The sequence below is a fragment of the Lacibacter cauensis genome (assembly GCF_007830055.1).
GTDB classification, from domain to species: domain Bacteria; phylum Bacteroidota; class Bacteroidia; order Chitinophagales; family Chitinophagaceae; genus Lacibacter; species Lacibacter cauensis.
On sequence record NZ_VLLE01000004.1, the window covers coordinates 600908 to 616970 of the forward strand.

Below are 16063 nucleotides of genomic sequence, written 5' to 3' on the forward strand. Positions count from 1 at the left end.
TTGCAGGCAGTGAACAATTCGTAAATACAGTATTTTAGTATCCTTTTGAATGATACAATTTGTACTTACACTTTTAAAGGTCTTGTTCATAAAGGGTTCATTTGGAATTATTCAATTCTACGAGAGCCCGGATGATATTATGCCAGAAAAAGATAAGAATGGATTTATGGCGTTGCAATTCATTCTTGCCTTTGCTGCAACATCATGGCTGTTTGTTTTACTTTCTGATGTATTCGATCTTGAAAACCGTTTTGGCGAAAGTCATTGGCAACGTATTGTATTTGTAATTTGCCTGGGGTTTATTGTCTATTATCTTCTGGGCCTAATTATTGAAGGCTTTCTTTTTTTAACGTCCAAAACTTACAGAAAATGGCGAACAGGAAAAGAAGAGTGAAACTGCTGTACATTCATGTTCAGACGGTTTAGCGGATGCAAATGTCAATCCATAGTTTTATTAACTTCATTCCATGCAATTAGAAATTACTTCTGTTGAGTTGTATAAACTCAGTATTCCATTGAAACAGCCTTTTGTTATTTCACTCGGACCGCAGTACGATGGCGATAATGTGATTGTTGTCATCAACACCAATGCCGGCATTAAAGGCTGGGGCGAATGCAGTCCGTACATGAGCATTAACGGCGAAAGCATGGACACCTGTTTTATTGTGGGGCAGGATCTTGCCAAAGCCTTGAAAGGAAAAGATCCGCTGCAGATCGAAGACTGCATCAACGCCATGGAACGCATCATTACCCGTAACGAAAGCATCAAGAGTGCATTTGATATGGCCTTGTATGATATTGCTGCACAACATGCGGGCTTACCATTGTACAAGTTTCTTGGCGGTGAAAAGAATAAGCGTATTTCAACCGATATGACGGTGGGACTTGGTTCTCCCGAAAAAATGGCGGCAGAAGCAGTTGAATATAAAGCAGCCGGCTTTCCTTCCATTAAAGTAAAGCTGGGCACAACAACAGAAGAAGATGTAGCACGGATAAAAGCAATTCGTGAAGCTATTGGCAACGAATTGCCGTTGCGTATTGATGCCAACCAGGGCTGGAATGTAGAGACTGCTATTGCAACCTTACAGGCGTTGAAAGAATTTGGTATTGAACATTGCGAAGAACCGATTGCACGCTGGAATTTCATGGCTTTGCCTGAAGTAAGAAAGAACAGTCCCATTAAAATTATGAGCGATGAAAGTTGTTTTGATGAACACGATGCCGAACGTTTAGCCAAACTCAATGCCTGCGATTATTTTAATGTAAAGCTGGGTAAGAGCGGCGGTATTTACCATGCATTGAAGATTGTAGAAGTAGCAAAAGCACACAACCTGAAACTGCAGGTGGGTTGTTTTATGGAAAGCCGGTTAGCCATTACCGCATTGGTACACTTTGCTTACAGCAGTAATTTAATTGTGCATTACGATTTAGATACACCACTGATGCTGAAAGAAGATCCTGTTGTTGGTGGCATGCAGTTTTTAGACAATGGTTTTGTGGAGATTGATGATACTGTGGGTATTGGAGCTACGATTGATGAAAAGTATTTAGAGAAATGTGAGCGAATCGTTCTTTAAGTTTTCGCCGTAGAGAACAGAGAGCTTACTCTGCGTAGCCTATGCATTCTTCTTTCTCTGCGTTGAAGTGTTATTTTGCAGCTTCTATCGACTAAAGAAAGTATGGAAAAGATATTGTTAACGTTTTTATTAAACAAATAGAATTCTACTTAACGGGTTTGAAATATTGTCTGCAATTTGTAGTTTAAATTTCCAAACGATACATTATGAAACACACCCTAATCACCTTTATTCATTTACTTTTCTTTATTTCATTAAACGCACAAACAAAACTTGAGCTGAAGCCGGAGGCTGGGATTGGTTTTGTACTATACAGCTTTACCTCGGATAGCCTTATCCCGCCTAACCGAACAAATGGTTTAAGTACAGGATCGACAGGCTTCGTCAACATCCGTATCAATTTCCAAACTTCAGACTATAAATGGCTTTTTAGTACAGGAACAGGAATTACAACAAACAGAACTGTACTCAGAGAAAATAATGGGTTCGACAGATTCTTCGATCAGCTTCTTCTCATCTATGGTTCCGGTGGCGATTTACCTACTAAAAATATACTGATCAAATATCAAAATATCAATTTACCTGTAGGAGTTGCCTATAATCTCAATAGAAAAAATCCCGGTAATTTTCAATCCTATTTTGGCATAGACGCCGTTTTGCAATTTAATATCGGTAAACAGGTTAACATACATGCGCCTTCTTATAATTATACAGCGGCAGAAATAAAACAAATGAGTGAGGAGTATAAAGAAAGAGTTGAGCCGTTTGTATTGATGCTGATGCCAAAATTCGAATTCAGAACAAACCTTCAAAAGAAAACAAGGCACTCATTCATAATTTCACCCTTTTCTGTTTACAATCAATCACAGTTAAAGGGACTTACAGTTAAACCTGTTGCAATACAAATGGCTTATGCTGTTTCGTTTCAACTCAACTGAAATCCTTTCTACTCCAACCGCTTCAACACCACTTCCACATCTTCCAGAAAATTCGAACGTACCAGTATCATCCCTTCTTTATCCAACAGCATATAAGTAGGAAACATGTTGATCTGCAGTACATCTATAACTGCAGCACCTTGCCGGTCGGCTTGTTTGTATTGCAACAGATGACTCCAGTTGAGTTTATACTTTGCTACAACTGCTTTTGCAGCAGTTATCTGCTGTTTGGTTTCGTACGGAAAACCATAAACTGTAAGTTTTCGGTCGTACTGTTTCACCAATGCTGTAAAACGGGGAAAATCAGTAAGGCAACTATCGCTTTGCGAACTCCAGAAATGAAACAATGTATAATCTTTCGATTCTTTGAATACTACATCAATCACTTTTCCTGTGATCATATCTACTCCCGAAAGCGAACGCAATGCAGAGCCGGCGGTCGGACCGTCCTGTGCAACAAGCTTATGCGACAAAAACAACAGCAGTATCATCATTGTGTGTTTCATATAACACAACCTGTTCAGGCTATTTTTATTATTCGTTATCCAATTATCAATTAACCTTTGTCTTTCCACCTCCACAAATGTACACAGGCATACGTACGATACGGTTGCCACTTGGCAGCATGCTTTTGCATTTTCTCGTACAGTTCTTTCTTCGTTTCGTAGTTGATCTTATACAGTTTGATCATTGCCTGCTGTATGCCCAGATCATCGACAGGTAAAACATCTTCATGCTGCAACGAAAACATCAGGATCATCTCAACCGTCCAGCGGCCTACACCTTTTATCTGCGTTAATTTTTCAATCACGGCTTCATCGCTCATCTTGTACAACTGTCCATCGGTGATCTTTTCTTCAATAAAAAACCGGCAGACGTTATGCACATAATTCGCTTTTGCATTACTGAGCCCGATGCTGCGCAATGTTTCAAACGGCGTATCGAGTATCTGTTGTGCAGTTGGTTCTTTCTTGCCATACAAAGCCAGGAAACGGTTATAAATAACATCGGCCACTTTTGTACTCAGCTGTTGACTCATAATGGATGCACACAGGTAGAGGTAAATCTTTTTCCGCTTTACCAGTGTGTGTGGCTCTTGGGCCTCAATTACTTTTTTCAATTTTTTGTCTTTGCTGAGATGTTCGATGTAGTGCATATTGATTGAATAAGGTTTTGTTTGTTTTTAAGGTGTCTGACGTCTGCGACGTCCTGACACCAATCTTCCCGACACTGCTTAACAATTTCATTACAATTTATTCATTCTCTTTTAATCATTCATCAATCGTTTGGTAACAGGAGATTTCAACATTTGTAAAACCCTTCTTTGTGAAGACCTTTTACAAAACAATTATCCTTTCCGATATCCACCTCGGCATCCGTAACTCACGGGTAAAAGAAGTAGTGGATTTTCTGCAGCAACACCGCTGCGAAACGCTTATCCTCAACGGCGATATTATCGATGGCTGGCAACTGCGTAAATCGGGCGAATGGAAAAAGAAGCACACGGCTTTCTTTCGCATTATTATGAAGTACATGCACAAGTACAACACGAAAGTGATTTACCTGCGTGGCAATCATGATGATTTTCTGGATGAGATATTGCCGTTTTCATTCGGACAATTCATCATCAAGCGCCATCATCTGCTGCAAAGCGGCACAAAAAAATATTATGTGGTACACGGCGATATTTTTGATACCGTTACCACCAAATTAAAATGGCTCGCTAAGCTGGGCGATATTGGTTATACATTTTTGCTCTGGCTTAACCGACACTACAATCACTACCGCACCAAAAGAGGAATGCCTTACTATTCACTGTCACAAGTAGTAAAAGCAAAAGTAAAATCGGCCGTTTCGTTTATATCTGATTATGAGGAACAGCTTTGTGCCGTTGCAGAAGCAAATCATTGCGATGGTGTTATTTGCGGACACATTCACCAGGCGGCCGATAAAACAATCAACAATATTCATTACCTCAACAGCGGCGATTGGGTTGAAACCATGAGTGCATTGGTTGAAACAACCGAAGGTGAATGGAAAATTATTTACTACAACGAATGGTTAGCTCAACAACAACCAACGCCTGCAGTCATTACAACAGAAACACCCTCTTTCTTTCCTAACCTAACACCTGAACTTGTATGAATAAAAGTTTTGTTTTTGCAGTACAGGGCGAAGGCCGTGGACATTTAACACAGGCCATTGCTACCTATGAATTACTGACTGCACGTGGCCATACTGTTGCTGCCGTACTTATCGGCAGCAGCAAGCGAAGAGAAATTCCTGCGTTTGTGCGTGAAAGGATCAAAGCGCCCATCATTACTTACCGCAGTCCCAACTTTGTTACCTGTAAACACAACAAATCCATCCGTATCACATCAACTGTATTGAAGAACTTGCTGTACTGGAAAACCTTTCGCAAAAGCATGCAGCTGATTCGTGAAGTGATGCAGCAATACAAACCCGATCTGTTATTGAATTTTTATGAACCGTTGATTGGTGTTTGTTCGCTGTTTAAAAAATTCGATTGTAAAATTGTTTCCATTGCACACCAGTATATTTATCTGCATCCTTCATTCAGCTTTCCAAAAGAAGCGAGCAAACGTGAAGCTTATACTATTAAACAATACACAAAATTAACTGCAAAGGGTTCTGACCATTTATTGGCTTTGTCGTTTTATCCATTAACAGCTGCCACACAAAAAAACATTACGGTTTGTCCGCCATTGTTACGTAAAGATGTTTTTCAGCAGGAAGTGTTTGGCGGCGATCACATCCTTGCTTACCTGTTGAACTCGGGTTATATGCAGGAAATCATCAGCTGGCACAAAGAACATCCTGAAGTGGAATTGCATTGCTTTACCGACAGTGCAACGGTAAAAGGTCGCTGGCATTACGATGAAACACTTTGCTTTCATTCGCTGGATGATCAGAAATTTTTACACTACATGGCTAATGCAAAAGCATTGGTAACAACGGCAGGTTTTGAAAGTGTTTGCGAAGCCATGTATTTTGGCAAGCCTGTGTTGATGGTGCCGGTGCAGGGGCATTTTGAACAGTGGTGTAACTCCCGTGATGCAGCCAAAGCTGGTGCAGGCACACATGCAGAACGTTTTAACCTGGATGTGCTGCTCGATTACCTGCCGCAACATCAACACAACACCGAAGCCTTCCGCCAATGGACCATACAAACCAAACAGCTGCTATTACAATGCTTTGCTGATGTATTGCATCAGCCGGTGGAAGAATTGGTGAGCGAAGAAAAACAAACAAGTCTGTTTGATCTGCAATCGATACTTTCAGTTAATACACAGTTGGGACATAGTTAAGTACGAGGTACAAGGTTGGAAGTACGATTTCCTCGAGCGGAATGCAACCCTGAGCGGAGTCGAAGGGTGGTTTGCGAAGCATCGAGCGGAGTCGAGATGCAAGCTTAGACGAACTGCAAGTGAAACGAATTATAAATAAATCAGATGTACAGTCACCTTTCAGGTGAATAGACATCAACGAAAAAGAGGAGCAATGCTCCTCTTCCCAATTATTGTAAAAAGATATTACAACGAATAACTCATTCCGCCATCTTTCTCATCTTTCAACTGAATACCCAGTTCGGCCAGTTGGTTGCGGATTTTATCGCTCGTTACAAAATCTTTTTTCGATTTTGCATCTTTCCGTAGTTCGATCAATATCTGCATCACTGCATTAAAACGTCCACTGTCTTCACCACTGATACTCTTCAAACCAAAAATATCTTCGATGTACAGTTTCAGTTTTGTCTGCAGTAACTGAATAGTATTGCTGCTCAATGCATCAGCTGCAATATGTTTATCCTTTAACCCGTTGATCACCGGTACCAGTTCAAACATACTCGCCAATACTTTTGCTGTGTTCAAATCATCATTCATAAACTCATCAAACTCGGCTATCAGCTGCAACGCTTTTTCATCTAGCGACTTGTCTTTTGCTTCGTACTTCGTACTTCCAATTTCGTACTTCGCCAGCCATTCATGCGCTTCCATCAGTCGCTTCAATCCTTTCTCTGCTGCCTGCAATGCTTCGTTACCAAAATCAAGTGTGCTTCTGTATTGTGTTTGCAGAATAAAGAAACGCACTGTCATCGGGTGATACGCCTTCTCCAGTATCGGATGATCGCCACTGAACAACTCCGTTAACTTAATAACGTTGTTATAACTTTTCCCCATCTTCTTACCGTTGATGGTGATCATGTTATTGTGCATCCAGTAACGCACCGGTGCTGTATGATTGCAGATAGTGCTTTGCGCAATTTCACTTTCATGATGCGGAAACTGCAGATCCATACCACCACCATGTATATCGAACTGTGCACCTAAATATTTTGTAGCCATCGCCGAGCACTCAATATGCCAGCCGGGAAAACCAACACCCCACGGACTTTGCCAACGCATAATATGTTCGGGTGCTGCGCTTTTCCATAATGCAAAATCGGCACGGTCACGTTTTTCTTCCTGGCCTTCCAGCTCACGTGTGGTTTCTAACAAATCATCGATTACACGTCCGCTCAATTTTCCGTAGTCGTGACTCGCTGCATATTTTTTTACATCAAAATAAACCGAACCGTTAACCTCGTAGGCATAACCAGCTTTGATGATTTCCTGGATCATACCAATCTGCTCCACAATATGCCCGGTTGCTGTTGGCTCAATCGATGGCGGAACAGTATTGAACTGATCCATCGCCCAATGAAACAGGTTGGTGTATTTCTGCACCAGTTCCATTGGCTCCAGTTTTTCCAACACCGCCTTCTTCGAAATTTTATCTTCTGCCTCACGGCCTTCTTCTTCAAAATGTCCGGCATCGGTAATGTTGCGCACATAACGCACTTTGTAACCTAGATGCGTGAGGTAGCGATACAACACATCGAACGTAATATAAGGGCGTGCATGACCAAGATGACTTTCGCCGCTAACTGTTGGTCCGCACACATACATACCCACATGACCGGGTGTGATGGATTCAAAAACTTCTTTCTGACGTGTAAGAGAATTATAAACTTTTAACTGCGACATAAAATGAAATGTAATTGTAATGAAGAATGTTGTACAAGAGGAATCGGTTGCTGAAAAAATCAGCAACAGCAGCTACAACAACAGGTATGGAAGTATTTCTTCATTAAAACAAAGATAGGATTTACACTATTTCTGCGGTAATTTAAAATCGGCCAGCACGGGGCTATGATCGCTGAGCTTTGTTTTTAACACATTTACCTGTGCTACCTGCAGCGCTTTACTGTGCAGCACATAATCGATACGCAAAGTGGGCGACAGAAATTTAAACGTACGGCCAATACCCCATCCTTTCTCGGTAAACGCATCGTATAAATCATCGCTGAGGATCTGGTAAGCATTGGAGTTAGGCACATCATTCATATCGCCACAAACAACTACCGGGTGCGGACTTTCCTCAACTACCTTTCTTACATCTCTCGCCTGGCTTGAGCGAAGCAAGTTGGCCGTTTTCATTTTGCGGATGATGTTTTTACCGGCCGTTTGCACGGCATCCATATCCTGCTGATCGATATTTTCAATAAACGCATAATCCTTTTTTGCAAAATGCATGCTCTGCAGGTGAATGTTAAAAAAACGGATGGTGTCGCTGTTGATCAGCAGATCTGTCCATAAAAAAGTATGATTGTATGCCTTACTGCTCTGCTCTTTTTTCCAGCTTATAATGGGATAGTTAGAAAAGATTGCCACACAAAACGGATGATAGCGTTCGTTCTTCTGGCGGATGTTGGTATGTACACCAAAAGCCCGGTCGTTTGCTGCTGCAACATATTTGTAGCCCAGCTTCTTTTTTACACGCTCAAGTGTAATGGGCGATGTGCTATCCAGCGAAAAAACAAATTCCTGCACCAGTAAAACATCTGCATCAAAACGTTTGGCTTCCTGCAACATGGCTTCATCCAGCAACCCATTGTTCTCGAAAAAATTAAAGAGATGCGTATTCCATGTTACAACCCGGTAAGTACCGGGCTGTTTGGCCGCTGTTTGTTTTGCAGCTGCATGCAAGCCCAAAAAAGAGCCAATCAAATTCCAGCTGAGTAATAATGTAATGATGGGTATGAGTGCCAGCTTTCGTTTTGCGATAATCCAGAAAACTAAAAACCCCAGCTGAAGAATCAGCAGAAACGGAAACAATAATGCGAACAGGTTAATAATCCACGAAACACTTGCAGGCAAAGAAGGCAGGAGGTATAATAACAGCATACAAACGCTTACAGCAATATTGCAGATGATGATGATGCGTTTGGTGAAGCTGCGAAAAAATCCCGCCATAAGTTTATTCTTCGTTTTCGGCTGCCTTTTTCAGAATATCTTTTTCTTCCTGCGAAAGCGACTGATATCCTGTACGGCTTATTTTATCGAGAATGGCATCAACCCTTTGTTCGGTAACATTGGGTTTACGTGTGAAAGGCTGCTGCCCTTTGGTGTTGTAAAATACTTCTTTCTTCATTGATCGCTTCGGTGCTTTTGCAGCCGGGTTAAACAGGTTGATGAACCAATTGTACAGCCGATGCATCCATTCGCCGGGATTGTAGCCTTTGCGAATTAAACTGATGTACCAAAAACCCATACCGGCACCGGCAAGGTGCGACAGGTGATAAGGAAATGCTGAGCTTGCCAATCCGGCAAAGTCGATAACCACATAAATCAAAGTAATTACCCAAAGCGGAATACCGCCATTGATCATGGGGAACACCCGGTAATCGGGTGCAGTTACAGTTGTGGCAATTGCTACGGCCATTACTGAAGCACTGGCTCCAAACAATTGAAAGCTGCCGATATTAGCCCTGAAGCCGGGAAGCAAATTTGCGCTTACCACAAAAAACAGCACGCCCGCCAGCGCTCCATAAATGTAAACAGGAACAACATGTTTGTTGCCGATCAGATCTTGTAACAGGAAACCAAAAGCCCAAAGAAAAAGCATATTGCCGAGCAACGACCAAACACTGTGGTGGGCAATCATGTGTGTGAGCAACACCCAGGGTTTTTTAATAAACTCCGTCAGATCGGCCGGTAAGCCTACCCAATCCAATATCTGTGTTTGAAACAGCTCCATGTTAATGGGCGTAAGCTGGTACACGATCTTGATGAACGTAATGATCACAAACACCATCACGTTAATAAAGATGAGCATCATCAACGCATCGCCATCTTCGCCAAATCGTATTCCTCTTTTCACTTTCGACTGCATGTAATTCATAAATCAAACATTTATCAATAAAACGTATTACGGTTGCTTTTGTTCCAGAAGAGTACCAGTAAAAACCCTACTAATGCCCCGCCTAAATGAGCAAAGTGTGCAACATTATCGCCAACAGTTCGGTTTAAGCCTCCAAACAAATCAATTAACACGTAAATAGGCACTATGTATTTTGCTTTGATAGGGAACGGCACAAACAAGATCATCATTTCGGTATTAGGAAAAAGGTATGCGAACGCAGCCATCAAACCCATAATCGCACCCGAAGCACCGAGTGATGAATATTGTTCTTTATAAATACTGATCAACTGAGCCGCATCTCCACCTTCAGTTGAAGAAATAACCTGAGCAAACTTTTCGGCACTAAAAGGCACCATAAACTGTTCTGCTACGGCAGCCCCTAAACCGCAAATAAGATAAAACAATAAAAACCGTTTGCTTCCCCAATAACGTTCAAGCATAGAACCAAAAATATACAGCGTAAACATGTTGAACAGAATGTGGCTGAAGCCTCCATGCATAAACATGCTTGTGACAAACTGTACCGGTTTAAATAGCGATGATTGGTAGTAGTGAAGCGCCCCTAACGATGTAAGATCGTATTGTTGTAAGAAAGTCTGGGCAAGAAAAACCAATGCATTTATAATGATGAGGTTAAATACAATTGGGGAAGCCCGCTGAAGATTATTACCGGAATTATAATAAGACATACTCAAATTTAATTTTAAAGATCAACTCCTCAACACCAACGCCGCTACATTTTCGATATGATGTGTATGCGGAAACATATCTACCGGCTGCAATTGCTCCACTATATATTTTTCGTTAAGCAGCTGCAGATCTCTCGCCTGTGTAGAAGGGTTACAACTTACATAGACAATACGGGGTGCTTCTATTTCCAACAGTTTCCTCACCAGCTTTTCGTGCATACCTGCCCGTGGCGGATCGGTAATAATGACATCGGGTCGGCCATGTTCTGCAAAAAACGCATCGTTGCAAATGTCAATAACATCGCCTGCATAAAACGAGGTGTTGGTTAAACCATTGGCCGCTGCATTTTCCTTTGCATCTTCAATAGCTTCGGCTACGGCTTCTACACCAATAATTTTTTTAGCGCCCTTGCTGCAAAAAATTCCAATGCTGCCGGTGCCGCAATACAAATCGTACAGTATTTCGTTACCCGTAAGCTTGGCAAAAGCTCTTGTTACTTTATATAACTCCTCGCCTTGTTTGGTATTGGTTTGAAAGAACGATTTGGGACCGATCTTAAATACAAACTCTTCCAGCTTTTCGGTTACATGCCCGCTGCCGAAATATGTCTGCGGCTGCAGATCGTAAATACTGTCGTTCCATTTGGGGTTGATGGTGTACAGCAACGTTGTTATTTCCGGAAACTCGCCGAGCAGGGCTTTAAACAACAGCTCACGGTTGGGCACATCATCATAACCGAAGGTAATGTTCACCATTACTTCGCCGGTGGTCGTCATACGAAAGATCATGGTGCGTAACCAGCCTTCGTGTGCTTTAATATCGTAAAACGAAAAGCCATGCTTCTTTGCAAAGTCTCTTACAAAATTGCGGATGGCATTATTCGGCTCCTGTTGCAGATAGCAGGTGTGGATGTCGATCACCTTATCAAAGATCTTCGGCACATGATAACCCAACGCCACATCAGGCGTATTGTCGGGTTCTGTTCCTTCGGGTAAGGCAGCTCGTTGTTTATCTCGCTCCAGTAATTCTTCTCTGGTTAAATAGCGTTTACTGCTGAAGGTGTATTCCAGTTTGTTGCGGTAGTACTTGGTTTGTTTAGCGCCAACAATGGGCAGCATTTCGGGCAGATCGATACGACCAATGCGTTTCAGGTTCTGCTCCACTTCCCGCTGTTTATAGGCAATCTGCTGTTCGTAAGGCAGCATTTGCCACTTGCAGCCGCCGCACAATCCAAAATGCTCACAAAAGGGAGTTGTACGCTGCGGCGAATAACTGTGAAAGTGCACAGCCTTGCCTTCGGCCCAGTCTTTCTTACTTTTTCCCAGCTGAATATTTACTACATCGCCGGGCACAGCGCCTTCAATAAAGATCACTTTGCCATCTACACGGGCAATCGATTTTCCCTCGGCAGCATAATCTTCCACTGTTACCTGCTCCAGTATGCGTATTTTCTGTTTTTTTCTCACGGCGCAAAGGTAACAAACGGTGGCTTTGCAAATCGTTAACAGCAAGGCAAAGCTTTTGAATTAACTTTACCTTCGGTCGCTATGAAAAAAGCAAGTCTATTTTCCCTTCTTCTTTGCTGCTGCAGTGTGTTATTCGGGCAGGGCTATCGCATTACAGCAAAATACAAAGCTGTACCCGATGCCAAACTTTATCTCGGTTACTATTTCGGTAACCAGAAGTATGTATTGGATTCAGCAGTACTTCAACCAAACGGCGAGGCCGTATTTACCGGTGCAGAAAAACTTACGGGCGGCTTGTATCTTGTAGTAGATCCTAAAAAGACTGTTTTCTTCGATATCCTTATCGATAAAGAACAGGAATTCAACATTACGATCGATACTGCCAATTTTACACCATCAGGCATCACCGGCTCGCAGGAAAATAATTTTTTGGTGGCGTACAAGTCGGCTTCAGCTTATTTCTACCGCAACTATCAGCAACAACAAACAGCATTGGCAACTGCCAAAACAAAAAAAGACAGTGCTGCTCTGCAGCAAAAAATGAACGAAGCCAACGAAAGCATGCAGCACTGGCGTGATAGCTTTGTAACTGCACAACCGGAAAGTTATCTCTCTTTACTTTTTCGTTTACTGAAAGAACCGGTATATACAATTGCCGGGGCAAAAACAAAGCAGGATACCATTAATGCATTTTACAACTACAAAAGCCAGTTTTGGAAAGATGTATCTTTTGCCGATGAGCGTTTGTTGCGTACACCCATGTTTGAGCAACGACTTAACCGCTATTTCGAATCGGCCGTTGTACGTCACCCCGACAGTTTAAAGCTGGAGCTGGATAAATTTATCCTGTACAGCCGTACCAATAAAACCATGTTCCGCTATTTCATGAACCGTTTCACCAACGAATACATGAATCCGAAATACATGGGACTCGATGTGGTGTTTCTGCATCTGTTTGAAAAATATTACCTCAGCAACCAGGTTGATTGGTTAGAAAAGAAAGACCGTGACCTGGTGTTTAACCGTGCCTATAGTTTATACGGCAATATCATTGGCGAACCGGCAGCAGAACTGAAATTGCTTGATACGTTGAATAAAAACGTAACCCTGTATGCGGTAAAAGCACCTTATACCATTGTGGTATTTTGGGATCCCGATTGCGGGCATTGCAAAGAGCAGGTGCCGGTAATTGACAGCCTGTACCGTTTGCGCTGGAAAAAACAAGGCATCAAATTAATTGGCGTGTTGAGTGATGGTGCCGGTATGGATGAAGCAAAAGGTAAAGAAACAAAGGCAAGATGGCTCTCGTTTATCCACGAACATAAGCTGGAAGGATGGATGCATTGGTACCAAACAATAGCAATGCGTGCTGCCGAACAAGCAAGCCAAACACCGGGATTTCGACAATCGTACGATGTTTTTCAAACACCCACAATATATTTGTTAGACGAACAGAAACGCATTGTTGCCAAAAAGATCAATCCCGAGCAAATAGATGAGTTTCTGCAATTCAAACAAAACAATACATCGAAAAACCCATAACCCAACCTGTATGCGCTACATCGTTTCTATTTTACTGCTCACCGTTGTGCTTGGCAGTAACGCTCAAACCTTATTTACGTACGGCACTAACAAAGTGGACAAAGCTGAATTCTGGCGTGCTTTTACAAAAAACAATACCGGTGCAACCGACGAAAAAGCCATTCGTGAATACCTGGAACTGTTTGTACGCTTTAAACTAAAAGTACAGGCAGCGAAAGAAGCCAAACTCGATACGCTTGCCAACATTCAAAACGATATTGCAGCTTTTCGTGCACAACTGGCCGAGCAGTTTATGCGTAACCAGCCCGAAGTAGAGGCACTGGCACAGGAAGCTCTCGAACGCAGTGCAAGCGAAATTGAAGTTGCACATGTGTTTGTTGCTTACGGCACCGACAGCAGTAAAGCAAAAGCTGCCATTGATAAAGCGTATGCACAATTACAAACCGGAGCCGACTTTTCTGCAACTGCAAGCAGTTTTTCTACCAACGATTATGTAAAATCATCCGGCGGATATATTGGCTATGTAACCGTGTTTACACTGCCTTACGAGCTGGAGAATGCTGTTTATACAACAGCTGTCGGCAATTTTTCAAAACCTGTTGCATCGGCAAAAGGCTATCATATTTTTAAAGTATTGAACAAGCGTGCTTCATTGGGCAAACTAAAAGCCGCACAAATTCTTATTGCAGTTCCTGCCAATGCAACACAAGAAGAAATTGCTGCAGCAAAAACAAAAGCCGAGATGGTGTATGGTCTTGTACAAAAAGGGGAACCTTTTGAAAAGCTGGCCCAAACCTACAGCGATGATAAATTAACCTACAGCAATGGTGGTTTAATGCCCGAGTTTGAGTTTACCAAGTACGATGCTGTTTTCAGCAACGCTGCTTTTGGTTTGAAGAAAGATGGCGATGTTACTGCTCCCGTACAAACCGTATCGGGCTTTCATATTATTAAACGCATTGGTTTAACAGCACCATCTGCTGCAAAAAACGATAGGCAGGCATTGGAAGATTATGCTGAAAAGGTAAACAACGATCCACGTATTTATGTGGCCTATGCCAAACAAAAACAACAGATTTTAAAAGCAGTCAACTACAAGGCTGTTCCGTATAATGAAGCAGATGTATGGACTGTTACCGATACAACTGTAAAAGCAAAAAATTATGTTTCGTTATACAAAGCCAACGAGCAGAAAGTTTTGTTTTTGCTGGGTACGAAAAAATATTCAGTAACTGATTGGCTGAAGTATGTGAAGAGCAAACAAACAGCAGGCTACACACCACAGCGTACGCAGTACAAGCAAATGATGACAGAATTTGTGGATGAAACAGCTGCACAGTACTACAAGGATCGTTTGGAAATTACCAACCCCGAAATCGGCAACCAGATCAAAGAGTTTCGTGAAGGCAGTTTGCTGTTTGAAATTATGGAACGTAAAATCTGGAGTGTTGCGCCTGCAGACAGTGTTGGTCTGCTGAACTATTACAACAAGAACAAAGCGAAGTACTACTGGCAACCAAGTGTAAACGCCATTGTGTTTAACTGTGCCGATACTGCTGTGGCAAACCGTGCACTGGTAATGATGAAGCAAGATCCGTTGAACTGGAAAGCACACATGGAAATGCTGGGCGGTACTGCATTGGCCGACAGCAGTCGTTTTGAACTGAACCAGCTTCCTGCTCCTGAAGGAACCGTGTTTAAAGCCGGCACGTTTACTCCGGTTGTAACTAACCCGAACGATGGATCTTCCTCATTCTGCTATATTCTTAAAAACTACGATGGCAAGGAGCAGCGCAATTTTGAAGAAGCAAAAGGACTGGTGATCAACGATTACCAGCTGGAGCTTGAAGAAAAATGGCTAGCGCTGTTGAAAAAGAAATACCCTGTAAAAGTGAACGAAGCGGTTTTGAAGAGTATGGTGAAATAAATTGAAATAAAAAACCCGATGACTGATCATCGGGTTTTTTATTATGCTTTTGAGTTTATTCGTAACCATTCAACAATTTCATCGACCTTTTTCACTCCCGTAGAAATCGCAATTGTAAAAGTGTATGCCTCTTCCTGCGATGCAATGATTCGAAAACCTTCCGATTCAACCAAAGCTACCATTGCTAAAAATCCGGTTCGCTTATTTCCATCGACAAAAGGATGATTTACGATCAAACTTTCACCTAACGCTGCTGCTTTTTCAAAAATCGTTGCATACAAATCATTTCCACCAAACGTTTGAAAAGGTCGGCCAATTGCAGATTCCAGCAATCCTGAATCTCTCACTCCTTCCGCACCACCATAAAATTTTATTGACAGCCGGTGAAGTTCAAGTATATCTTCAATTAAGATCATTCAGCTAACTTCTTGAGTGTTTCGTCATAACGTTTACTGATGTCTTCAAAGTGGCTTGAAAGATTGTAAATTTTCTTTTTTTCCAATTCATTCAGCTTCTCAAGATGCTCCAGTATTTCTTTCACTGCAGCTTCATCTTGCAATGCTGCAAGTTTTTCAATTGCTTTCACCTTCATTTCTGCTACACTCATATAATATTAATTTGTTCCTTAAAATTACAACATTCCTCCGGCAGTTAATA

At 42.0% G+C, this 16063-nt stretch carries 16 protein-coding genes; 7 read left to right on the forward strand and 9 right to left on the reverse strand.

The features are described from left to right. The first annotated feature begins 49 nt into the window (after positions 1–49). The 3 genes from IQ13_RS12735 (at position 50) to IQ13_RS12745 (ending at position 2515) form a co-directional block, all read left to right on the forward strand. Positions 50–394 carry a hypothetical protein gene (locus tag IQ13_RS12735; RefSeq protein ID WP_144886757.1) on the forward strand — a complete coding sequence of 115 codons (345 nt, stop codon included), beginning with the start codon at positions 50–52 and terminating at the stop codon, positions 392–394. A gap of 73 nt (positions 395–467) precedes the next feature. Continuing rightward, a complete protein-coding gene (locus IQ13_RS12740) occupies positions 468–1577 on the forward strand; it encodes a mandelate racemase/muconate lactonizing enzyme family protein (RefSeq protein WP_144886758.1) in 1110 nt (369 codons plus the stop codon). 206 nt (positions 1578–1783) lie between these two features. After that, complete coding sequence (locus tag IQ13_RS12745; protein WP_144886759.1) at positions 1784–2515, forward strand: ferredoxin reductase domain-containing protein; 732 nt, start codon at positions 1784–1786, stop codon at positions 2513–2515. Between the two features lie 8 nt (positions 2516–2523). Here IQ13_RS12745 and IQ13_RS12750 read toward each other — a convergent pair whose 3' ends face one another. Together IQ13_RS12750 and IQ13_RS12755 are read right to left on the reverse strand one after the other, a co-directional pair. Beyond that, complete coding sequence (locus tag IQ13_RS12750; protein ID WP_144886760.1) at positions 2524–3021, reverse strand: TlpA family protein disulfide reductase; 498 nt, start codon at positions 3019–3021, stop codon at positions 2524–2526. A 50-nt stretch (positions 3022–3071) separates the two neighbouring features. Beyond that, positions 3072–3671 (reverse strand): DNA-3-methyladenine glycosylase family protein, encoded by a 600-nt coding sequence (locus IQ13_RS12755; protein ID WP_144886761.1) that lies wholly within the window; start codon positions 3669–3671, stop codon positions 3072–3074. 170 nt (positions 3672–3841) lie between these two features. Between IQ13_RS12755 and IQ13_RS12760 the strand changes: the two genes are divergently transcribed. Together IQ13_RS12760 and IQ13_RS12765 are read left to right on the forward strand one after the other, a co-directional pair. Next, a complete protein-coding gene (locus IQ13_RS12760) occupies positions 3842–4660 on the forward strand; it encodes a UDP-2,3-diacylglucosamine diphosphatase (RefSeq protein WP_144886762.1) in 819 nt (272 codons plus the stop codon). After that, on the forward strand, positions 4657–5844 hold the full coding sequence (locus IQ13_RS12765) for a glycosyltransferase family protein (protein ID WP_144886763.1): 1188 nt from the start codon (positions 4657–4659) through the stop codon (positions 5842–5844). Before IQ13_RS12760 ends, IQ13_RS12765 begins: the two co-directional genes overlap by 4 nt. A 225-nt stretch (positions 5845–6069) precedes the next feature. On the opposite strand, the gene cysS is transcribed toward IQ13_RS12765, so the two are convergent. From cysS to rlmD, 5 genes are all read right to left on the reverse strand, one after another. Further along, positions 6070–7563 (reverse strand): cysteine--tRNA ligase, encoded by a 1494-nt coding sequence (gene cysS / locus IQ13_RS12770; RefSeq protein WP_144886764.1) that lies wholly within the window; start codon positions 7561–7563, stop codon positions 6070–6072. A gap of 126 nt (positions 7564–7689) precedes the next feature. After that, positions 7690–8832: an endonuclease/exonuclease/phosphatase family protein gene (locus IQ13_RS12775; RefSeq protein ID WP_144886765.1), complete on the reverse strand. Its 1143-nt coding sequence runs from the start codon at positions 8830–8832 to the stop codon at positions 7690–7692. Between the two features lie 4 nt (positions 8833–8836). Then, a complete protein-coding gene (locus tag IQ13_RS12780) occupies positions 8837–9760 on the reverse strand; it encodes a rhomboid family intramembrane serine protease (protein WP_144886766.1) in 924 nt (307 codons plus the stop codon). Positions 9761–9774: 14 nt separating this feature from the next. Continuing rightward, positions 9775–10470, reverse strand: a complete 696-nt coding sequence (locus IQ13_RS12785; protein ID WP_144886767.1) for a rhomboid family intramembrane serine protease — start codon at positions 10468–10470, stop codon at positions 9775–9777. Between the two features lie 21 nt (positions 10471–10491). Continuing rightward, positions 10492–11937, reverse strand: a complete 1446-nt coding sequence (gene rlmD / locus IQ13_RS12790; protein ID WP_144886768.1) for a 23S rRNA (uracil(1939)-C(5))-methyltransferase RlmD — start codon at positions 11935–11937, stop codon at positions 10492–10494. Positions 11938–12018: 81 nt separating this feature from the next. On the opposite strand from rlmD, the gene IQ13_RS12795 reads away from it, so the two are divergent. Continuing rightward, positions 12019–13479, forward strand: coding sequence for a TlpA family protein disulfide reductase (locus IQ13_RS12795; protein WP_144886769.1), 1461 nt, complete (start codon positions 12019–12021; stop codon positions 13477–13479). A 10-nt stretch (positions 13480–13489) separates the two neighbouring features. Further along, the gene (locus IQ13_RS12800; RefSeq protein WP_158637389.1) at positions 13490–15406 is read left to right on the forward strand and encodes a peptidylprolyl isomerase; all 1917 of its coding nucleotides are present in this window, start codon (positions 13490–13492) and stop codon (positions 15404–15406) included. A 41-nt stretch (positions 15407–15447) separates the two neighbouring features. Here IQ13_RS12800 and IQ13_RS12805 read toward each other — a convergent pair whose 3' ends face one another. Then, a complete protein-coding gene (locus tag IQ13_RS12805; RefSeq protein ID WP_144886771.1) occupies positions 15448–15822 on the reverse strand; it encodes a type II toxin-antitoxin system death-on-curing family toxin in 375 nt (124 codons plus the stop codon). Further along, positions 15819–16013: a hypothetical protein gene (locus IQ13_RS12810; RefSeq protein WP_144886772.1), complete on the reverse strand. Its 195-nt coding sequence runs from the start codon at positions 16011–16013 to the stop codon at positions 15819–15821. The genes IQ13_RS12805 and IQ13_RS12810 overlap by 4 nt, the downstream gene beginning before the upstream one ends. Between the last annotated feature and the right edge of the window lie 50 nt (positions 16014–16063).